Source organism: Modestobacter sp. VKM Ac-2984, assembly GCF_026967985.1.
In the GTDB taxonomy this organism is placed as follows: domain Bacteria; phylum Actinomycetota; class Actinomycetes; order Mycobacteriales; family Geodermatophilaceae; genus Modestobacter.
The window spans coordinates 128,846-149,227 of record NZ_JAPVBJ010000002.1; the positions used below are offsets into that span (position 1 = coordinate 128,846).

The 20,382-nt window shown below is 75.2% G+C and carries 20 protein-coding genes; 10 read left to right on the forward strand and 10 right to left on the reverse strand.

The window, feature by feature from the left end:
* The first annotated feature begins 1 nt into the window (after position 1).
* The 3 genes from O2W16_RS04530 (at position 2) to O2W16_RS04540 (ending at position 1,988) form a co-directional block, all read left to right on the forward strand.
* On the forward strand, positions 2–829 hold the full coding sequence (locus O2W16_RS04530) for a thiazole synthase (protein ID WP_269157618.1): 828 nt from the start codon (positions 2–4) through the stop codon (positions 827–829).
* Positions 826–1,404, forward strand: coding sequence for a thiamine phosphate synthase (locus O2W16_RS04535; protein ID WP_269157619.1), 579 nt, complete (start codon positions 826–828; stop codon positions 1,402–1,404). The genes O2W16_RS04530 and O2W16_RS04535 overlap by 4 nt, the downstream gene beginning before the upstream one ends.
* A 143-nt stretch (positions 1,405–1,547) precedes the next feature.
* Positions 1,548–1,988: an ATP-binding protein gene (locus O2W16_RS04540; protein WP_269157620.1), complete on the forward strand. Its 441-nt coding sequence runs from the start codon at positions 1,548–1,550 to the stop codon at positions 1,986–1,988.
* Positions 1,989–2,009: 21 nt separating this feature from the next.
* On the opposite strand, the gene O2W16_RS04545 is transcribed toward O2W16_RS04540, so the two are convergent.
* A complete protein-coding gene (locus tag O2W16_RS04545) occupies positions 2,010–4,493 on the reverse strand; it encodes a SpoIIE family protein phosphatase (RefSeq protein WP_269157621.1) in 2,484 nt (827 codons plus the stop codon).
* Positions 4,494–4,657: 164 nt separating this feature from the next.
* On the opposite strand from O2W16_RS04545, the gene O2W16_RS04550 reads away from it, so the two are divergent.
* On the forward strand, positions 4,658–5,797 hold the full coding sequence (locus tag O2W16_RS04550; protein ID WP_269157622.1) for an FUSC family protein: 1,140 nt from the start codon (positions 4,658–4,660) through the stop codon (positions 5,795–5,797).
* Between the two features lie 51 nt (positions 5,798–5,848).
* On the opposite strand, the gene O2W16_RS04555 is transcribed toward O2W16_RS04550, so the two are convergent.
* A complete protein-coding gene (locus O2W16_RS04555; protein ID WP_269157623.1) occupies positions 5,849–7,669 on the reverse strand; it encodes a gamma-glutamyltransferase family protein in 1,821 nt (606 codons plus the stop codon).
* Positions 7,670–8,896: 1,227 nt separating this feature from the next.
* On the opposite strand from O2W16_RS04555, the gene O2W16_RS04560 reads away from it, so the two are divergent.
* The gene (locus O2W16_RS04560; protein ID WP_269157624.1) at positions 8,897–9,841 is read left to right on the forward strand and encodes a nucleoside hydrolase; all 945 of its coding nucleotides are present in this window, start codon (positions 8,897–8,899) and stop codon (positions 9,839–9,841) included.
* 16 nt (positions 9,842–9,857) lie between these two features.
* On the opposite strand, the gene O2W16_RS04565 is transcribed toward O2W16_RS04560, so the two are convergent.
* The 4 genes from O2W16_RS04565 to O2W16_RS04580 are packed head-to-tail and all read right to left on the reverse strand — an operon-like array spanning position 9,858 to position 13,489.
* A complete protein-coding gene (locus tag O2W16_RS04565; protein WP_269157625.1) occupies positions 9,858–10,838 on the reverse strand; it encodes a glycine betaine ABC transporter substrate-binding protein in 981 nt (326 codons plus the stop codon).
* Positions 10,838–11,665 (reverse strand): ABC transporter permease, encoded by an 828-nt coding sequence (locus O2W16_RS04570; protein ID WP_269157626.1) that lies wholly within the window; start codon positions 11,663–11,665, stop codon positions 10,838–10,840. Before O2W16_RS04570 ends, O2W16_RS04565 begins: the two co-directional genes overlap by 1 nt.
* Complete coding sequence (locus O2W16_RS04575; protein WP_269157627.1) at positions 11,662–12,855, reverse strand: ABC transporter ATP-binding protein; 1,194 nt, start codon at positions 12,853–12,855, stop codon at positions 11,662–11,664. Before O2W16_RS04575 ends, O2W16_RS04570 begins: the two co-directional genes overlap by 4 nt.
* Positions 12,848–13,489: an ABC transporter permease gene (locus tag O2W16_RS04580; protein ID WP_269157628.1), complete on the reverse strand. Its 642-nt coding sequence runs from the start codon at positions 13,487–13,489 to the stop codon at positions 12,848–12,850. The genes O2W16_RS04575 and O2W16_RS04580 overlap by 8 nt, the downstream gene beginning before the upstream one ends.
* A gap of 431 nt (positions 13,490–13,920) precedes the next feature.
* Here O2W16_RS04580 and O2W16_RS04585 point away from each other — a divergent pair, with 431 nt between their 5' ends.
* Positions 13,921–14,340, forward strand: a complete 420-nt coding sequence (locus tag O2W16_RS04585; RefSeq protein WP_269157629.1) for an STAS domain-containing protein — start codon at positions 13,921–13,923, stop codon at positions 14,338–14,340.
* Between the two features lie 98 nt (positions 14,341–14,438).
* Complete coding sequence (locus O2W16_RS04590) at positions 14,439–14,921, forward strand: ATP-binding protein (protein ID WP_269157630.1); 483 nt, start codon at positions 14,439–14,441, stop codon at positions 14,919–14,921.
* Between the two features lie 57 nt (positions 14,922–14,978).
* On the opposite strand, the gene O2W16_RS04595 is transcribed toward O2W16_RS04590, so the two are convergent.
* Positions 14,979–15,401 carry an AAA family ATPase gene (locus tag O2W16_RS04595; RefSeq protein ID WP_269157631.1) on the reverse strand — a complete coding sequence of 141 codons (423 nt, stop codon included), beginning with the start codon at positions 15,399–15,401 and terminating at the stop codon, positions 14,979–14,981.
* 125 nt (positions 15,402–15,526) lie between these two features.
* Between O2W16_RS04595 and O2W16_RS04600 the strand changes: the two genes are divergently transcribed.
* The gene (locus O2W16_RS04600; protein ID WP_269157632.1) at positions 15,527–15,874 is read left to right on the forward strand and encodes a PRC-barrel domain-containing protein; all 348 of its coding nucleotides are present in this window, start codon (positions 15,527–15,529) and stop codon (positions 15,872–15,874) included.
* A 204-nt stretch (positions 15,875–16,078) separates the two neighbouring features.
* Positions 16,079–16,924 (forward strand): hypothetical protein, encoded by an 846-nt coding sequence (locus tag O2W16_RS04605; RefSeq protein WP_269157633.1) that lies wholly within the window; start codon positions 16,079–16,081, stop codon positions 16,922–16,924.
* A gap of 21 nt (positions 16,925–16,945) precedes the next feature.
* On the opposite strand, the gene O2W16_RS04610 is transcribed toward O2W16_RS04605, so the two are convergent.
* Positions 16,946–17,644 (reverse strand): NYN domain-containing protein, encoded by a 699-nt coding sequence (locus O2W16_RS04610; protein ID WP_269157634.1) that lies wholly within the window; start codon positions 17,642–17,644, stop codon positions 16,946–16,948.
* 179 nt (positions 17,645–17,823) lie between these two features.
* Positions 17,824–18,219, reverse strand: a complete 396-nt coding sequence (locus O2W16_RS04615) for an SRPBCC family protein (protein ID WP_269157635.1) — start codon at positions 18,217–18,219, stop codon at positions 17,824–17,826.
* A gap of 247 nt (positions 18,220–18,466) precedes the next feature.
* Here O2W16_RS04615 and O2W16_RS04620 point away from each other — a divergent pair, with 247 nt between their 5' ends.
* The gene (locus O2W16_RS04620; protein ID WP_269157636.1) at positions 18,467–19,006 is read left to right on the forward strand and encodes a GNAT family N-acetyltransferase; all 540 of its coding nucleotides are present in this window, start codon (positions 18,467–18,469) and stop codon (positions 19,004–19,006) included.
* Between the two features lie 7 nt (positions 19,007–19,013).
* On the opposite strand, the gene O2W16_RS04625 is transcribed toward O2W16_RS04620, so the two are convergent.
* Positions 19,014–20,297, reverse strand: coding sequence for a competence/damage-inducible protein A (locus O2W16_RS04625; protein ID WP_269157637.1), 1,284 nt, complete (start codon positions 20,295–20,297; stop codon positions 19,014–19,016).
* Positions 20,298–20,382 lie beyond the last annotated feature (85 nt).

Consider the following 20,382-nt stretch of genomic DNA (forward strand, 5'->3'; position numbering starts at 1 on the left):
TGTGGAAGAAGACCACGAACTGACCGAGGAACTGGCCCCCGCGCTCGAGCAGGAGGAGGCCGCCGACCCGTTCACCCTGGGCGGGGAGACGTTCACCTCCAGGCTGATCCTGGGCACCGGCGGCCTGCCCAGCCTGGAGGTGCTGGAGCGGGTGGTCCGCGCCTCCGGCACCCAGCTGGTGACCGTGGCGCTGCGCCGGGTGGAGGCGGCGGCGGGCAGCGCGATGCTGGAGGTGCTCGACCGCTGCGGGGTGCGGCTGCTGCCCAACACCGCCGGCTGCCAGACCGCGCGGGAGGCGGTGCTGACCGCGAAGCTGTCCCGGGAGGCCTTCGGGACCGACTGGGTCAAGCTGGAGGTCATCGGCGACGACCGCACGCTGCTGCCCGACGCCGTGGAGCTGTTGGACGCCGCCGAGCAGCTGGTCGCCGACGGCTTCACCGTGCTCGCCTACACCACCGACGACCCGATCCTCGGCCGGCGGCTGGCCGACGTCGGCTGCGCCGCGGTCATGCCGCTGGGCGCACCGATCGGCAGCGGACTGGGCATCCGCAACCCGTACAACATCGCCCTGCTCCGGGAGGAGGTCAGCGTGCCGGTGGTGCTGGACGCCGGCATCGGCACCGCCTCGGACGCCGCCCTGGCGATGGAGCTGGGCTGCGACGCGGTGCTGCTGGCCTCGGCGGTGACCCGGGCCCGGGAGCCGGTGCAGATGGCGCTGGCGATGCGGCAGGCCGTCGAGGGTGGCCGGCTGGCCCGCGGGGCGGGCCGGATCCCGCGCCGGTGGCTGGCCGAGGCCTCCACGTCGATGCAGGGGCTGCCCGAGCTGTGAGCCTGCCGCGGCTCCTCGTGCTCACCGACCGCACGCAGTGCCGGGGCAGCCTGACCGCCACCGTGGCCACCGCCGTCGACGCCGGCGCACGGGCGGTGGTGCTGCGGGAGAAGGACCTCCCGCTCGCCGAGCGGGCGCTGCTGGCCACCGAGCTGCAGGCCCTGCTGACCCCGGTGGGCGGCGTCCTGGTGTGGGCGGGCGCCGCCGGCAGCGCAGGGCGGGCCGCCGTCCACCTGTCGGCGGCCGACCCCCTGCCGACGCCGCGCCCCACCTGGCTGGGGCGCTCCTGCCACACCGCCGCTGAACTGGCCCGGGCCCGGGCCGAGGGCTGCGACCACGCCTTCCTGTCCCCGGTGTTCCTGACCGCCTCCAAGCCCGGCCACGGCCCGGCGCTCGGGCTGGCCGGCCTGGCGGAGCTGGTCCCGCACGGGCCGCCGGTCTACGCGCTGGGCGGCATCGGCCCCGACGACGTCGCCGGCTGTCTCGCCGCCGGCGCCCGGGGCGTGGCGGTGATGGGCGGGGTGATGCGCGATCCGTCGTCCGTGCGGGACCACCTGGCCGCGCTCACCGGCTGAGGGCGACGCGCCGGTCGACTGGCGGGACCCACCCCGGACCGGTGAGGTGGGCATCACATCGGGTTCATGATTAGACCTGCCCCTGCCGAGACAAGACAGGGGTTCGCCGTGAAGACGCGGCGGCCAGAGAGCGAGGAGACCGGGTGACGGGCGAGCGCACCAGCCTTGCGTGGCCGTCGTCCCCTCCGCCGCCCGCCGAGGACGGCTGGCACTGGGCGCTGAGCAGCGTGGCGGAGCTCCCCCGGGTGCGCGCCCAGCTGCGCCGCGGGCTGGCCGAGGAGTCCCGGGGCGACCGCGAGGCGATCGAGCTCGACGAGGCCGTCGTCCTCGCGTTCGACGAGATGGCCTCCAACGCCCTCCGGCACGGGGGCGGCGGCGTGCAGGCGCGGGTCCAGCGGACGCCGCACGCCTGGTTGATCGAGGTGCGCGACTCCGCGGCCCAGCGCCCCCCGCAGCCGGCGATCGGCCGCGACCCCAGCCAGGGCGGGCTCGGCCTCTACCTGATCGCCGAGATGGCCGACGCGCACGGCTGGCACCTCACCGACGGCCAGAAGAGCGTCTGGGCGCTGCTCCCCCGCCGCTGAGTCCCGCGCCGCCGAGCCGGCTCAGCTCCCCGGCGACGACACGTCCGGCCCGACCTCGAACGGCTGGGGCACGTCCTCCCGGTACAGCCGGACGGCGACCAGCGCGACGTCGTCCTCGGACCCCTGCGGGCGCATCCGGACGACGATCTGGTCCAGCAGCTGCTCCAGCGGCACCTCCCCCAGCTCGGCGAGCAACCCGACCAGCCGGGCGACGCCCTCGTCCAGCGGCAGGTCGGGGCCCTCGACCAGGCCGTCGGTGTACAGCAGCACGGTCGACCCGTGCTCCAGCACGGTCACCTGCTCGCGCCGGGAGGTGCCCGGGTCGACCCCGAGCATGAGGTCCGCCCGCTCCGTGGCCAGCACCTCCACCCGCCCGCCGGGGGTGAGCACCAGCAGCGGCGGGTGGCCGGCGTTGGACCAGCGGAGCCGGGTCTCGCCACGGTCCCGGTCGACCTGCGCGCGCTCCAGCCGGGCCACGGCCGCGGTGGCCAGCGTGCGCACCTGCAACCCCTCCATCGCGCGGTCGAGGTCGGTGAGCACCGCGGCCGGCCCAGCACCGCCGCTGTAGGCGATGCCGCGCAGCAGGCTGCGCAGCTGCCCCATGGCCGCGGCGGCGACCGTGTCGTGGCCGACGACGTCCCCGATGGCCACCACCGTCGCCCCGCCGGGCTGGGAGAAGGCGTCGTACCAGTCGCCACCCACCTGGGCGGCCTGGACGGCGGGCACGTAGCGCACGGCGATCTCGCAGTGGTCGGACTCCGGCGGGTCGGTGAGCAGGCTGCGCTGCAGCTCCTCGGCCATCCGTCGCTGCTGCTCCTGCAACGCCGCACCGTCCAACGCGACCGCCACCCGGTCGGCGACCTCCCGCAGCAGCTCGAGCTCCCGGGCGTCCATCGGGGCCCGGTCCCGGTCGCGGTAGAGGGTCATCGCCCCCAGCACCTGCCCGCGGGCGACCAGCGCCAGCGCCACCGCCGTCCCGGGGTCCAGCACCCAGTACGCCTCCCGGACCTCGCCCTCCGGCAGCCCGTTCCCCACGGCGGCCGCCACGTCCGGGACGACGATGACCTCACCGGTCGCCAGGGCCTCCACGATCGGGGCGGTGCTGGTGAGCGCCGCCAGCCGGAGCCGGGCGTACGTGGCCGCGACCGGACGGCCGGCCGCGTCCCGGTGCCAGCTGGCCACGTCGTGCAGCCGGCCGTCCTCCTCGACCAGGCTGGCGATCGCCCAGTCGGCCAGGTCCGGCACGACGGCCTGCACGATCTCCTGCAGGGCACCGCGCGCACCCCGCCGGTCGACGAGCGCGGTGGAGAGGACGTCCGACACCCGGGCGACCAGCGTGAGGCGCTCGGCGTCCCGGCGGGTGGCCTCCTCGGCGCGGCGACGCTCGGTGATGTCGAGGAAGTACACCGACAGGCCCTCGTCGCTGGGCCAGGCCCGCACCTCGTACCAGCTGTCCAGCGGCGGCGGGTACCACGCCTGGAACAGCGCCGGCTCACCACTGTCCATCGCGTGCCGGTAGTGCCGCTCGAAGTCGCTGCCTGCCGCCGCGGGGAAGAGCTCCCAGAGGTCGCCGCCCAGCAACTCCGCCCGGCCGTTGCCCAGCAGCCGCTCGGCCTCGGCGTTGACGTAGGTGAAGGACCAGTCCCGGCCGAGGGAGAAGAAGGCCGCCGGCATCGACTCCAGCACCCGGGAGACCTGAGCCTCGGCCCGTCGCTGGTCCGTGGAGTCGTGCGCCACCCCGACGATCCGGACCGCCGCCCCGGTGTCGTCCAGGACGGCGCGGCCACGGGCACGCGCCCAGCGGACCTCGCCGCCGGGCAGCTGGACCCGGTGCTCCTGGTCGAAGCCGTCCCCGGTCGCCAGCGCCGCGCTGATCGTCGCGATGACACCCTCCCGGTCGTGCGGGTGCACCCGCTCGATCAGGGCGCTGAGCGTGCCGGGGAAGTGCGCGCGGTCCCAGCCGTAGACGGGCAGCAACCGGTCGTCCCAGATCAACCGGTCGGCGACGGCGTCCCAGTCGAAGCTGCCGAGCTCGGCCGCGTCGATGGCCAGCGCCCACCGCCACCCGGAGGCCTCCGACTCCGCGCTGACCCCGGCCAGCCGGAGCTCGCTCGCGGCGCACTCGGCGAGCAGCTCGAGCACGGCGACGTCCCGGTCGGTCCAGTCGCGTGGCTCGGCCCCGAAGACGCACAGGGCGGCTGCCATGCCCTCCAGCGGCACCCCGAGGTAGGCCCCGACCGCACCGGATGCGGCCGGCGGCCGGCCGGCGACCCGGGGGTCGTGCGCCGCGTCCCGGACGACGAGCGGCTGGCCCGCCTCGACGGTCACGGCGCACAGCGACTCCGCCAGCGACACCTCGGCACCCGCCGGCCCGGCAGCCGGGCCGCTGACGACGGCCGCCGTCTGCACCGCGCCGACCAGCGAGAGCTGGGCGACGTCCGGCCCCAGCAAGCGGACGGCCAGATCGGTCAGCCGCTGCAGCAGGGGACCGGCGACCGGCGCCACGCGACCCGGGTGGTGCACCGACATCGCCTGCCCGCCCCCGCTCCGTACGCCCGTCGGCGGGAGTCTCCACCGCTGCGTACCGGAACTGATCATGCCTCGTGGCACCGGCGCAGTGCACAGGGCCATCCCGGGCGCCGCTGCTGCCCACGGGGGACGATGACCGGATGGACGGAAACGCCCGCCCCCGGTCGCAGGTGGGCCGGCCACGCTCGCGGCACCCCCGTTCCTGGGCCGGTGCCCTGCAGCGCAGCTGGGCCCGGCACCCGCAGATCGGCCTGGCCGTGCGGGCCGCGATCGCGGCGACGATCGCCTGGGCGCTCGCCCGCCTGATCCCGGGACCGGCGCAGGAGTACCCCTACTACGCGCCGTTCGGGGCGGTGATCGCCATTTCCACCACCCTGGCCGGCTCGGCCCGGTCGGCCGCGCAGTCGGTGTCCGCGATCGCGATCGGCGCGGCGGTGGCGCTGGCCGTCGACGCGTTGCCCGTCCCGGTCGTGGCCCGGGTCGCCATCGTGGTGACCCTCGGAGTGGTCCTCGCCGGCTGGCACCGGCTGGGCGGCTCCGGCAGCTGGGTGCCGACCTCGGCGCTCTTCGTGCTGATCATCGGCGGCGGTGACCCGCTGGACTACGTGGTGGGCTACGCCGGGCTCACCTTCTTCGGTGCGCTGATCGGGACGGCCGTCCTGGCGCTCTTCCCACCGCTGCCGCTGGCCCCCTCGCAGACCGAGCTCGGCCGGCTGCGCGACCTGCTGGCCACCCAGCTGGAGGACCTCGCCGAGGGCCTGCAGCAGGAGCACCCACCCACCGAGGACGAGTGGCGTGGCCGGATCCACACCATCGACCCGGTGCTGGCGCAGACCCGCGCGGCGGTGCAGCAGACCGACGAGGCCCGCCGGGGCAACCTCCGGGCCCGGCGGCACCAGCAGGACGCCGAACGGCAGTACGCCCAGGCCCGGGCGCTGGAACGCCTGACGCTCATGGTGGAGGACCTCACCCAGCTGATCGCCGAGACCGAGACCGCCGACCGCTCCCACGTGGCGCTCGGCCCGGCGCTGCGGCCGCCCGCGGCCTCGGCGCTCGGCGGGCTGGCCGACGTGCTGCGCTCGGTGGACGGCCCCACCGCGGACCCCGACGTGACCCGCGACGCCTACGACGAGCTGCACGCCCTCGAGGGCCAGCTGCGGCGCGCCCGCCGGCACACCGACGACGACCTGTTCGCCGCCAGCAGCGTCGCCTTGGCGATCCGGCGCTGCCTGGCCGCGGTGGTGCCCGAGGAGCTGGCCGAGGAGGAGGCGCCCAACTGAGCCCGACCGGCCACCGACGGCTCAGCGACCGACGGCTCAGCGACCGACGGCTCAGCGACCGACGGCGTAGCCCTGCATTCCCCGCGGGTTGGCCCCGGCCCGCAGCACGCCCGTCTCCGGGTCGACCGAAACCGCGGACAGCCGGCCCAGCGACCAGGGGTCGGAGACGGTGACCTCGTGGCCGCGACGGCGCAGCTCGGCGATGGTGTCGTCGCCGAGCCGGGACTCCACCACGAGCTCGCCCGGGGACATCGCCCGCGGGTAGAACGACGACGGGAAGCTGGTGGTGTGCCAGGCCGGTGCGTCGATGGCCGCCTGGAGGTCCAGCCCGCCGAGCACGTGGGCCAGCCAGAAGCACAGCTGCCACTGCTCCTGCTGGTCACCGCCGGGGGTGCCGAAGGCCAGGGTCGGCACGCCGCCGCGCAGCGCCAGCGACGGGGTGAGCGTGGTGCGCGGCCGCTTGCCCGGCTGCAGCGAGTTGGGGAGCCCGGGCTCCAGCCAGAACATCTGCGCCCGGGTGCCCAGCGCGAAGCCCAGCGAGGGGATGACCGGCGAGCTCTGCAGCCAGCCGCCGGAGGGGGTGGCCGAGACGAGGTTGCCCCAGCGGTCGACGACGTCGACGTGGCAGGTGTCCCCCCGGGTGGTGCCCCGAGTGTCGACGGTGGGCTCGCCGACCCCGGCGATCGTGCCGCGGTCGACCCGGACGCCGGCGGCGGCGTCGGTGACGAACGCGGGGAGCCGGGGCGGGCGCCCCCCTGGCGAGCCGGGCCGCAGCTCGGTGCTGGCCCGGTCGCTGATCAGCGCCCGCCGCTGCTCGGTGTAGCTGGTGGAGAGGAGGTCGTCCACGGGGGCCTCGGCCGTGTCCCCGTACCAGGCCTCCCGGTCGGCCATCGCCAGCTTCACCGCCTCCGCGCTGACGTGGACCAGGTCGGCATCGGCGGTGCCCGACGCGTACCCGGCCCCGGCTCCTGCCGCCGGGTGGCCGTCCAGCATCGCGAGCGCCTGGAGCAGCGCCGGGCCCTGGGACCACGGCCCGGCCTTCGCGAGCGTCCACCCCTGCCAGTCGAGGGTGACCGGCGGCTCGTACCTCGGGGCCCAGCTGGCCAGGTCCTCACCGGTGAGGAGACCGCGGTGGGCACGACCGGAGTCGTCCATCACCGGGGACCGGGAGAACTCGTCGATCGCCTCGGCGACGAACCCCGTGTACCAGGACGCCAGTGCCGCGTCGATCTGCGCCTCTCGGGAGGGTCCGCGCGCTGCGTCGAGCAGTCGGCGGTAGGTCGAGGCGAGGACCGGGTTGCGGAACAGGCGGCCGGCGGTGGGGGGTGCTCCGTCGGGGGCGAGCCAGGTGGCGGCCGAGGTCGGCCAGTGGGTGCGGAAGTGCTCGGAGACCGAGGCGACGGTCGCGGCGACCCGGGGGTGGACCGGGTGGCCGTGCTCGGCGTACTCGATGGCGAAGCGGAGGACGGCGTCCAGCGGCAGGGTGCCGTGGTCGCGCAGGAGGGTCAGCCAGGCGCCGAGGGCGCCGGGCACGGTGGCGGCGAGGAGACCGGTGCCTGGGATCAGGTCGAGACCGAGGTCCCCGAAGGCGTCGATCGTGGCGCCGGCGGGGGCGACCCCCTGACCGGACAGCACCACGGGGACCCCCGCGCCGGAGGCTGCCCGCGGGCTCCGGGCGAAGAGGATCGGGACCTCGCCCCCCGGGCCGTTGAGGTGCGGCTCGACCACCTGCAGGGTGAAGCCCGCAGCGACCGCGGCATCGAACGCGTTCCCACCGGCCTCGAGGGTCGCCATGCCCGCGGCGCTGGCGAGCCAGTGCGTCGAGGCGACCATCCCGAAGGTGCCGGCGAGCTCCGGCCGCGTGGTGAACACCCAGCCACCCTAGAGAAGGGTGACCGGTCGGCGCTGCGTCGCGGCAGCTCCGTCGCCGCGCTGCGGGGCTCTGTCGCCGCGCTGCGAGGCTCTGTCGCCGCGCTGCGGGGCTGCGGCGGTGCGGTGGGCGTGCTGGGCAGCTCCCGCATCGGCGGGGCGTCGTCGTCCTCCGGCGCACGATGCCGGAGGTCGATGTCGTGCTGCCGCAGGTCGACGTCGGCGGGCCGCAGGTCGACCGGCTGCCGGGGCGCCGGCAGGACCACCGGGGCCGGCCGCGGCTCGGGCTCGGGGAGCGCTGCCAGGGTCAGCTGGTGCACCGGGGGCAGGACCGGGCGCCCCCAGCTGAGCGAGGCACCGTTCGGGCCGCTGCCCCAGGCCGCCGCCCGCCGGTGCACGCCCCGCAGCCGGCTGAGCAACTGCCGAACCGGGGCGGTCAGCCGCGGCGCCGGCGCAGCCAGCCGCACGGGCGTGGTGAGCAGGTCGACGGAGAAGTCGGTGGCGAACTCGATCGCGGCCTCGAGCTCGTGGTCCACGGCCGGCCGCGAGGACGGGACGGGGTCGGGCCGCACCGCCGGGGCGACCGGGGACGCGGACACCGCACGCCGCGCGGCCGGGGCCGGCCCGTCGGTCAGCCGGTAGACCGGCAGCGGGGTCGGGCGCCACGCCAGGTGCGCACCGTCCTCGCCGGCGCCCCATCCGGCGGCGCGGCGGGCGAGCTGGCGGCGCCGGGAGCGGGCCGGGCGCACCGGGACGTCGTCGTCCGCCAGCGGGCTGGGGCGCATGCCCAGCACGCCGCACGCCAGCCCGACCGCCAGGCCGAACGCCAGGTCGGTCGTGTTGGGCGCCGGGGTGTCGGTGCCGAACAGCCCGAGCCGCCCGGTCTCCCGGGGGGCGGGCAGGGTGGTCGGCCGGACCGGTGCCAGCTGGATCGCCATTGCTGCCCTCCCGGGGAAGTAGTCGCCGCGGCCGGGGAAGGGGCCGCGGGCAAGGAAGAAGTTACGGACGACGGAGCCCCCGGACCCCCGTTCGGGACACCCCCTCCCGACCGCGTGACCCAACCGTTGCCGGACCCCTCTCCAGCGGTCGATGACCCGCCTCCGGCACCGGGCACTAGTCGACAACGCCGGGCGAAAGGCCAGGTCAGCGCCGCCGTCGCCGGCCGATGACCTCGGGCGCCGATCCGGCGCACCGGCGTGTCGGGCCGGTCTGGTCTGGTGGGATGGTCGGATGCGCACCCCCCTGGTGATCGACACCGACCCGGGCATCGACGACGCGCTGGCGGTGCTGCTCGCGCTGGCCAGTCCCGAGGTCGAGCTGCAGCTGGTGACGACGGTGCACGGCAACGTCGGCCTGGCCGAGACGACCGAGAACGCGCTGCGGGTGCTGCACCTGGCGGGACGGTCGGACGTCCCGGTGGCCGCCGGTGCCCGCACCTCGCTGGTCTTCCCCCAGCCGGAGCGGGCCGGGCACGTGCACGGGGCGGCGGGCCTGGGCGGCGTCGCGCTGCCGCCGTCCCCGGCCGCGGTCGACCCCCGGCCGGCGGTGGTGGCGCTGGCCGAGCTGCTGCTGGCCAGCGAGGAGCCGGTGACCGTGGCCGCGATCGGCCCGCTGACCAACATCGCGCTGCTGATCGGCGTGTACCCCGAGGCGGCGGCGCGGATCGGCCGGCTGGTGGTGATGGGCGGCTCGGCGACCCGCGGCGGCAACGTGACCGCGGCCGCGGAGTTCAACGTGTGGGCCGACCCGGAGGCCGCCGCGGCGGTGTTCGGCACCGGCCTGCCGACCGTGCTGGTGGGGCTGGACGTCACGCTGCCCACGGTGCTCACCGCGGCGGGGATCGCCCGGTTCGGCGCGGCCGGCCCGGTCGGCGCCCGGGCGGCGGCGATCCTGCAGCAGTACGTCGACCACGCCCGCAGCAGCTACGGCGTCGAGGGAGTGGTGGTGCACGACGCCCTCGCGCTGACCGAGGCGATCGTGCCGGGCACGCTGACCACCGTGCGCCGGGACGTCGTCGTGGACACCGGGCACGGCGCCGGGCGCGGGCAGACCCTGGTGGACCGCCGGACGACGTCGTCCTCGGCCACCGCGGTGGCGGTGGCCGAGGACGTCGACAGCGAGGCGGCGGTGGAGTTCCTGGTCACCCGGATGTGCGGGCTGGCCGCACGCAGCTGAGCAGGTCCGCCCCTGATCAGGCCGGCTCGACGAGCCCCTCGGAGACCATCCACTCCAGCGCGACGTCCCCGGGCTGCTCACCGGCCACGTCGACCTGGGCGTTCAGCTCCTGCAGCACGTCGTTGGTCAGCAGCGGGGTGATCTGCCCGAACAGGTCGGCGAGCTCGGGGTGCTCCTCGAAGGTCTCGGTGAGCAGCACCGGCGAGATGTTGTAGTTGGGGAAGAACGCCCGGTCGTCCTCGAGCACCGTCAGGTCCAGCGCCGTGATCCGGCCGTCGGTGGTGAACACCTCGCCGAAGTTGCACGCACCCTGGTCGGTGGCCTCGTAGACCGCGCCGGTGTCCAGCGTGCTGACGTTGTCCCGCGGCACGCCCTGCGCATCACCGAGCTCCAGGCCGTAGGTCTCCAGCATCGGCACGAACCCGTCGTTGCGGCTGGCGAACTCGCTCTCCACGCAGAAGGTGCGCTCCTCCACCGGCAGCTCGGCGATCTCCGACAGCGTGCTGATCCCGCCGAGGTCGTCGACCGCCTCGCTGCGGACGGCGAAGGCGTAGGTGTTGTTGGCCTCCGCGGGCGGCAGCCAGGTCAGGCCGTTGGCCAGCTCGGCGTCCCGGACGGCCTCGTACTGCTCCACCGGGTCCGCGATCGGCGCGGTCTCCCCGAGGTAGGAGAGCCACGCGGTGCCGGTGTACTCCCACTCCATGTCGATCTCGCCGTTGACCATGCCCTGCCGGGCCGGCACCGAGCCGGGGATGTTGGTCCGGTCGACGACGTCGAACCCGGCGGTCTGCAACGCGATCACGGCGATCTTGCCGAGGATCAGCTGCTCGGTGAAGTTCTTCGACCCCACCACGATCTCCTCGCCCGCTGCCCCCTCGATCGGCTGGATCTCGGCCGGCTCGGCGGCCGGGGTGTACTGCGTGGCGGCCTGCAGGCCGCAGCCGGTGAGCAGCGTGGCCGCCGCGAGGGAGAGGGCGGTGGTCGCGCGCGTGCGCATCAGAGTCCCTTCGGTCGGGCGACGTGCTCCACGACGCGGCCGAGCCAGTCGATGGCCAGCGCCAGCAGGGCGACGAGGACGGCGCCGCTGAACAGCAGGCTGTCCAGCGAGAGGTTGATGCCGGTGGTGATCAGCTGACCCAGGCCGCCGCCGCTGATGAACGTCGCCAGCGTGGCGGTGCCGACGAGCAGGACCAGGGCGGTGCGGACGCCGGCCAGGATGACCGGCACGGCCAGCGGCAGCTCCACCCGGAGCAGGACGGCCAGGGCGCTCATGCCCATCCCCCGGCCGGCCTCGACCAGGCGCGCGTCGACGCCCTGCAGCCCCACCATGGTGTTCCGCAGCACCGGCAGCACCGTGTAGAGCACCAGGGCCACGACCGCGGACCGGAAGCCGAACCCCAGCCAGGTGGCCAGCAGCACGAACAGCCCGATGGCCGGAGCCGCCTGGCCGGTGTTCGCCACGCCGAGCACCAGTGGCGTGGCCCGGCGGAACGGCCCACGGGTGAGCAGGACACCCAGCGGGATGCCGATGAGCAGCACGACGGCGGCGGCGAGCAGGGTGAGCTGCAGGTGCTCGACGATGCTGCGGCCCAGCACGCTCCAGCCGAGCTGGCGCTGCTCGGTGTCGGCGAGCTCGGCGGTCGACCGCCAGACGACGAAGGCCAGCACCCCGGCCAGCACGAGGACCGGCTGCACGAGCAGCCCGCGCCAGGCACCGCGGGCCTCGTCCGACCTGCCGGTGGTCGGCGTCTGGGTCTGGGCCAGCGCGTCGTCGACCTCGGTCTCGGGGTACGCCGTGGTGGCCGCGGGGCGGGGGGCCGTCATCCCTCGACCTCGTCCCGGGTGCGCTGGATCGCGGCCATCACCGTCTCCACCACCATGACGCCGGCGACGCCGTCCCGGCCGGTCACGACGACGCCGCCCTGGCTGGCGGCGAGCATGGTGTCCAGCGCGTCGTTGAGGGTGGAGCGCAGGCCGACCACCGGGAGCTTATCGTCCACGGTGTCGGGCACGGTGGCCACCCGGGACAGCTCCGCCAGGGACGGCCAGCTGATCGGCCGGCCCCGGCGGTCGGTGACCACGACGTACCTCTCCCCGGCGGCCGAGGCGCGGCGGACGACCTCGGCGGCGTCCTCGCCGACCTGGGCCTGCTGGGGGTGGATCAGGTCGACGTCGCCGACCCGGGTCAGGGTCAGCTGCTTCAGCGTCGCGCCGGCGCCGACGAAGTCGGCGACGTACTCCTCCGCCGGGTCGGCGAGGATCGCCTCCGGGGTGTCGTACTGCACCACGCGGGCGCCGACGTCGAAGACCACGATCCGGTCGCCGAGCTTCACCGCCTCGTCGAAGTCGTGGGTGACGAAGACGATCGTCTTGCCCAGCTCCTCCTGGATGCGCAGCAACTCGTCCTGCAGCCGCTGGCGGGTGATCGGGTCGACCGCCCCGAACGGCTCGTCCATCAGCAGCACGGGCGGGTCCGCGGCGAGCGCCCGGGCCACCCCGACGCGCTGCTGCTGGCCGCCGGAGAGCTCGCGGGGGTAGCGGTCGCGGTACACGTCGGGGTCCAGGCCGACCAGCTCGAGCAGCTCGTCGACCCGGGCGGCGATCCGCTTCCGGTCCCACTTGAGCATCCCGGGGACCAGGCCGATGTTGGTGGCCACGGTCATGTGCGGGAAGAGCCCGCCGGCCTGGATCACGTACCCGATCCGGCGGCGCAGCTGGTCGGCGTCCTGGCCGGTGACGTCCTCGTCGCCCAGGAAGATCTTGCCGCTGGTGGGCTCGACCAGGCGGTTGAGCATCTTCAGCAGCGTGGTCTTCCCGCAGCCGGAGGGGCCGACGAACATGACCATCTGGCCCGCCGGGATGTCCAGGTCGACCGCGTCGACGGCCGGCTTCGCCTGCCCGGGGTAGCTCTTGGTCACGCCCTCGAGCCGGATGGAGACGCCGCTGACCTGGCGCTCGGCGCCGGCGGGCTGCTCGACGGTGTCGCCGGCGGTCTCAGCGATGGTGTCAGACACGGATGCCCCTCGAGGTGGTGAGGCGACCGACCAGCACGAGCACCACGTCGAGGACGAGGGCCAGCAGGACGATCGCGATGGTCCCGACGAGCGTGGCGTTCAGTGCGTTCGCACCGCCCAGCCGGGAGAGTCCGGAGAAGATGAAGCTGCCCAGGCCGGGGCCGAGCACGTAGGCGGCGATCGCGGCGATGCCCATGACCATCTGGGTGGAGACCCGGATCCCGGCCAGGATCACCGGCCACGCGAGCGGCAGCTCGATCCGCAGCAGCGTGCTCAGCCGGCTCATCCCGATGCCGCGGGCCGACTCCACCAGCGAGCGGTCGACGCCGGCCAGGCCGACGACGGCGTTGCGCAGGATCGGCAGGGCGGCATAGAACGTCACCGCCAGCACCGCCGGGGTGATCCCGAACCCGAACGGCGCCAGCAGGATGCCCAGCAGCGCGAAGGACGGGATGGTGAGCCCGATGGCGGAGAGGCCGTTGGCCAGCCCGGTGAGCCGCGGGCTGCGGTAGGCCAGCACGGCCAGCCCGATCGCGATCACGGTGGCCAGCAGCACGCACTGCACGACCAGGCTCACGTGCTGGAAGGCCTGGAAGGCGATCAGCCCGCGCCGGTCGACGAGGTACTCCCACATCGGCCCACCCCCTCTCCGCGCTCCGACCGCGACGGGCCGGGGCGTTCGTCGTCCTCGTGACGCCGCACGGTCCGGTGCGGACGCGGGCGACCTGGTGGGCGGGCACCCCCGGCGCGCACGGCGCAGCATCGAGGGCTCCGCCGCCGGGCACGGGCCTACCGTGCCGGCGGCCTCATGACGGCCGTGTGTCACGGTGTCACATCCGACGCGCACAAGGCGAGCGCTTCCGCATGACGAAGTCGTGACGGTCCCCGGCCGAGGCCGCGTGCGAGGACTGCCGCTGCCCCGATCGGGGTAGGGGCGCCAACCCGTCTCCTCCGCGGTCACGTCCGTGGCGGAGACGATCGGGGACGGACGCGACGCACGTGTCCTGGTCTGGAGGAGGATCCATCAACACGGTCAGGTCGGCAGCCGACGAGGCCCCGTTCCAGGTGCGGCTCGCCGACGGCCCGGAGCCGGGGCAGCTCGTCGCCTCGGTGTCCGGTGAGATGGACGCCGCCAGCAACCCGCTGCTGCAGCAGACCCTGCTGATCGCCCTGCGCCGGGCGGAGCGGCTGCTGACCATCGACCTGTCGGGGGTCAGCTTCTTCGGGTCGGCCGGCGTCACCGCTCTGGTCTGGGTCAGCCAGCACCCCGAGGCGGCCGGCAAGCACGTCGGGGTCATCGCCACCAGCCGGATCGTCACCGGTCCGCTGGAGCTGACCGGCCTGCTCCAGCGGCTGGACGTCCACGGCATGCCCGGCGTCGCCGCCGGTCCCCAGGAGAGCGACACCGCCGCGCAGCGGAGCGACACCGCCGCGCAGCGGAGCGAGGACCGGGCGCGGCGGAGCGAGGACCGGGCGCGGCGCTGACCGCGCCGAACCGGTACGTGACCCCCCGTGCTGCGCCGGACCCCTGCGTCCGCCACCATGGTCGCGGCGGAGACACCGGCCGGCGGGAGGCCCGAAGAGTGAGTGCACTGGTCTGGCCATCGGCCGACGTGCCCCACGAGGACGGCGACGTCTGGCGGTGGGAGCTCCCGACGGTGCACGACGCGTCCCGGGTGCGGATGGACCTGCGGGCCCGGCTCGCCCACCCGTCCCTGGCCGCCCGGTCCACCGAGGACGCCCGTGAGGGCCTGCTGCTGGTCTTCGAGGAGCTCAGCTCCAACGCACTGCGGCACGGTGGCGGTGCGGTGGTGGCGCTGATCGTCGCCGTCCCGGCCGGCTGGCTGATCGTGCTCACCGACGGCTCGCCCGACGCCCCGCCACGCCCCGCGGTCGACCGCGACCCCGCGTACGGCGGGATGGGGCTGCCCATGGTGGCCCAGCTGTCGGTCGACTACGGCTGGTGCAGCGACGCCGAGCGCAAGCACGTCTGGGCCCGGCTGCCCTCCGGGCTCGCCACCGCGTCGGTCCCCCGGCCGCGCTCCTCCTCCGGTCCGGGTCTCTGACCGGGCTCCTCCCCACCCGCGACGACCTCGGCCCCACGCCCCGCTGGAGCCCCGGGGTCACCCGCGGACGTGCGTCACCTCGCTGAACCCCTCCGCGGTGCTCGGTGGGACGAGCCGCCCGGCCGCGCTGTACAGCCCGACCAACGGCACCCGCGCCCGGCCCTGGCGGGCCTCGTTGCGGGCCCGGCAGGTCTCCAGCGGTACGTCCACGAACACCGCCCTCGCCGGGACGCCCGCCGCTGCCGCCAGCGCGACCAGCGGCGCCCGCTCGGCCGGCGAGGGCGAGGTGTTGTCGACGACGACGCTGGCGCCCTCGGCGAGGAGGCCGGCCACCACCCGCTGCTGCCGGGCCTCACGACGCCGGGCGTTGGGCCAGTGGTCCTTGCTGACCACCGCATGCGTGCCGGCCAGGTGTCCGGCGATCCAGGTGGACTTGCCGGAGCCCTGCAGTCCGACCATCACCACGAGCTCCTGGCGCACCACGCCTCCCCCGGTACCCGGGCTCGGCCCCACCGGCACGTCCGGGCGCCGGCGGGGCGGGGTGGTTGCCGAACGCAGGCTGCGGGCATGGAGGAGCAACTGTCCCGAGAACTGAGGAGGACCCCGTGTTCCCGGCCGAGAACATCCGTGACTGGCGCACCATGAACGTCGTCGACCCGGACGGCAGCAAGATCGGCACGCTGGAGTCGGTGTACGTGGACACCACCACCGACCAGCCGTTCTTCGCCGCCGTCACCACCGGCTTCATCGGCCGGCACAAGCTGACCTTCGTGCCGCTGACCGGCGCCACCGTGGCACCCGACCACATCACGGTCACCGTGTCCAAGGACCTCACCAAGAACGCACCGTCCATCGACACCGACGGCGAGCTCACCGTCGAGCAGGAGCCCGACGTCTTCGCGCACTACTCGCTGCCCTACACCGGCGGCGTGCGCCGGCTGGCCCGCCGCTGACCACAGCCGGGAGCAGACCCGGCGCCCGGCCCGACCGGTGCGCTGACGGGTCCTCCTCGGAGGTCCGTGTCGCGCACCGGCACCGGGCGCTCACCTGTTGTTCATCTGGAGTTCCGCCGGTTGTCTTCTGTTCGTCAACCGACCTACTGTGCAGAGACACCTGGGTCGCCGTTGCACTCGGGGCGTCGACACCGGGGAACCACGATGCTCACCGTCTTCCGACCGCGCCGCCTGCTCGTCGTCCTGACGGTGGTCTCCGTCCTGCTGGGTGCCGTCAGCCTGGTCCTGAACCTCGCCGTGCTCCACACCGCAGACACACCCGCGCAACTGGCCTCGGGGCTGCGGTCCGGGACGCTCGACCTGCTCAGCGTCAACCGGGAGGGGAACCTCCCGACCTGGTTCTCCTCGGCCCTGCTGCTGGCTGCGGCTGCCTCGGCGGCAGCGACGGGCGTGTGGGCGCATCGGACCCGCGACCGCTGGCGCTGGCACTGGTCGATCCTCGCGGTGGCGTTCTGCTACCTGTCGGTCGACGAGCTCCTGCGGTTGCACGAGAAGGCCAACCACCAGGTGGCCGGGGTCGTGGAGCCGAGCGGGGTGTTCACCTTCGGGTGGTGGCTGCTGGCCGCGCCGCTGGTGGTCGTGTTCGCCGCCGCCTACGTCCGCTTCCTCCGCGGGCTCCCCGCGCCGATCGGTCACCTCATCGTGCTGGGCGGGGCCCTCTACGTCGGCGGCGCCATCGGCATGGAGATGGTGGGCAGCTGGTTGGCCGACGACCGGGGGACGACGGTGTCGGCTCCCTACGTCCTGGCCACCACGGCCGAGGAGGTGCTCGAGATGCTCGGCGTGGTCGTCTTCCTCTACGCCGTGACCAGCTACGCGCACTCCCGGGTGCGCGTCGTCGACGCGCCCGTCGCGCACCCTGCGACGCCGCCCGCGGAGGCCGTCGACGGCGGCGGTCGGGGTCGACGCGAGGACGTCCCGGGCACGGCCGTGGCTGCCCCGGACGGGTCGGGCTCCACTGACGAGGTCGGCGGAGCCCGCGCCGCCTGACTGGGCAGGGTGCGCTCCTCGTCAGCTCCGGCGGGCGGTGAAGAGACCGGCGGCGTCCCGCAGGCTCTTGGTCGGGCGCAGCCAGGCGCCGTCCGTCGGCAGGGCGTCCAGCCGCACGCGGTCAAGCGGCTCGACGAACGCCCCGGGGACGTCCTCGATGTCGACGAACTGCAGCAGCTCGGAGCTGATCGCATAGCCGGCCACCTCGCTGAACGCGACGACGACCACCTCGGTGCCGGCGCGGGCCAGGTCCTCGAGCGGCTCGGCGAAGTTCCGGCCGTCCCCGGAGAAGACGACCAGCCGGCGCAGCCGGTGACTGTGCGCCCGCACGCTGATGTGGTCGAGCATCGACTGGTCGATGTCGTCGTCGGGCTGGAGCTTCGGCCGGGCGAAGACGGCGTAGCCGAAGCTGCGCAGCGCCTCCACCCAGCGCTGCAGCGAGGTGGCGTGCTGTGGCGGCACGTTGGCGAAGACGCAGGCCTCCACCTCCGGCGGCTGCACGGCGCCGAACTCCTCGGCACCCTCGACGAACCAGGCGGCGATCGCGTCGAACCGCGGCCGGGACGCCGCGGTGGGGCGCGCGCCGATCACGTTCGCCAGGGTCATGTCGATGTTCGGCGCGTCCCACACCAGGAGGTCCAGCGACGGGCGCGGCCCCTCGGACGAGAACTCGTCGTGCCCGTCCACCGATCCGGTCGCGTCGTCGAGGATCTCGGTCATCGCCTCAGTCTGCCGGTCCGGGTCCGGCTGCGGGCCCGGTGGTCGCAGAACGGCGCTGGGCGTGCCGCCCGGCGCGGTCGCCCGCCGCCGACGGCGGCCGGTCACCGGGCCGCTCCATCGCCGGGACGACGGCATCGCGACCAGCTCACCCCGGCACCGTACGAGATGCCCGCGCGCGCTCAGGTCGCGATGGTCACCAGCCGCTTGATCGCCAGCAGGGCCAGCGGGGCGTAGCCCAGCACGAGGGGGGCGAACCCGCTGATCCGCAGGCCGGTCGTCGTCCCGCCGTCCGGGGCCGGGTTCACCCAGTGCGCCAGCCGCAGCCGGGTCGGGCCGACGGTGACCTGCCAGCTCCACCACCGCGTCGCGTCGGAGACGCCGTCGACGATGAACGGGACGGAGGTGCGCAGCGGGTCGTGCACCCGACCGGTGACGCCCGGGGCGATCCGGGGAGCGGTGGCCTGCACCCGGCTGATCTGCGGGGACCACTCCGACCAGCGGGCTGGGTGCACGAAGCGGTCCCACACCTCGTCCGGCTCGATCGGGCCGGTGGCGTGCAGGGTCAGTGTGGTCACCGGGGACGGGTGCCCGCCCAGCTGCCGACTGACACCCGGGCGGGCTGATGGCCGGGGTCCGCCCCCGAGAGTGACCCAGGCCAGTCCATCCGCGCCGGACCATGATGCGCCCCACCCGCCCACCTCGCAGGTCCGGTCCCACGTGGCGGGTCGAGTTCCACATGGCGGGTCCGGCTCGACGCGGCGGGTCCGGTTCCACGTGGAACCCCCGCGGACCACCGACCAGGCCGGGCGCGAGGATCGTGGCGTGTCCGGCCCCTCTCCCTCACCGGTCCTCCGCCCGATGACGGCGGGCGACTGGCCCGCCGTCCGCGCGATCCACGCCGCCGGCATCGCCACCGGTCTCGCCACCTTCGAGACCGAGCCGCCGAGCTGGGCGGCCTTCGACGCCTCGCGCCTGTCCGGTCACCGGCACGTGGCCACGGACGGCGCCGGCACGGTCCTCGGCTGGGTGGCGTGCTCCCGCGAGTCGCCGCGGGCGGCCTACACCGGCGTGGTCGACCACTCGGTCTACGTCGCGCCGGACGCCGCCGGACGCGGCATCGGGCGGCTGCTGCTGCAGGCACTGGTCGACTCGACCGAGGCCGACGGCATCTGGACCATCCGGGCGGCCGTCTTCCCGGCCAACACGGCCAGCCTCGCCCTGCACGAGCGGCTCGGGTTCCGGGTGGTCGGCCGCCGCGAACGGATCGGTCGCCGGGTCGTCGACGGGCGGTCGAGCTGGCACGACGTGCTGTTCCTCGAGCGCCGCAGCCGCGTGGTGGGCTGGGCGGACGACCCGGCCTGAGCGCCCGTCAGGCCGGCGGGCCGGCGAGCAGGAGCTGTCGCAGCAGGTGCAGGGCGAGCGTCGTCGTCCGCTGCCGCACCGCCTCCCGCGACCCGAAGAGGGTCAGCGAGCGGGCGACCGCGCCGTCCGGGCCGGCGACGGAGAGGTGCACCGTGCCGACCGGCTTCTCCACGGTGCCGCCACCCGGACCGGCGATGCCTGTGACGCCGACCCCGACGTCGGCGCCGAACCGGCTCCGGGCGCCGGCGGCGAGCGCGGCGGCGACCTCCTGGCTGACCGCACCGACGTCGGTCAGCGTGCCGGCCGGCACGTCGAGCAGCTGGGTCTTGGCGCTGTCGGCGTAGGCCGCCACCCCACCGAGCACCCGGACCGACGAGCCCGGCGGTGCGGTGAGCCGCGCGGTGAGCAGGCCCCCGGTGCACGACTCGCCGACGCCGACCGTCCACCCGCGCTCGTCCAGCGCGGCGGCGACCAGGTCGTCGACCGTCGGCCCGTCGCTGAAGAGCGTGTCACCGAAGTCGGCGGTGACCGCCTGCACCAGCCGCTGGTGCGCCGCCTCGGCGTCCGGGGCGTACCGGGTCACGATCTCCAGCTCGCCGTCCCGCAGGCAGGTGGTGATCTCCAGGCCGGCGACCTGGTCCTCGACCCGGCGCAGGGTGGCCGCCAGCTCGGACTCCGGCGTGCCCCACAGCCGCAGCGTCGACTGGTGCAGCTCGGCGGCCCCGGCCAGGGCCCGGTGCACCGGCTCGGCCGCCAGCGCCGCCGGCCACATCCCCTGCAGCTCCGACGGCGGCCCGGGCAGCACCAGCACCGGGGGCCCGGCCCGACCGTCGGCCACCGGGACGACGAGGCCCGGGGCCGTGCCGACCGGCTCCAGCACCGTGGCCCCCGCCGGGACCTGCGCCTGCTTGGCGACCCCGGCCGCGGTCGCCGCCGGGTCCATCCGCCAGCCGCGCCGGGCACTGAGCCGGGCGACCACGTCGGCGATCCGCTGCTCCAGGGCCGGGTCGAGCGCCGAGGGCCGGCCCTGGAAGTCGCCGACCAGCGCCGCGGTCAGGTCGTCGGCCGTGGGGCCCAGGCCGCCGGTGGTAATCACCAGGTCGGTGCCCGTGCCGGCCAGGAAGGCCAGGGCGGCCCGCAGGTCCTCGGGCCGGTCCCCGACGACGACCACGGCGGCGACGTCGACACCCAGGACGCGCAGCGCCTCGGCCAGCCACGGCCCGTTCCGGTCGGCCACCCGGCCGGTGAGCACCTCGGTGCCGGTGACGAGGATGCCCGCGCGCGCTGCCACGGGACCGACCCTAGGCGGGCGGTCGGACCACGGCGCGGGGGCAGGAGCCCGGCGGCCCTCCGCGGCTACGGTGACCAGCGCGCTG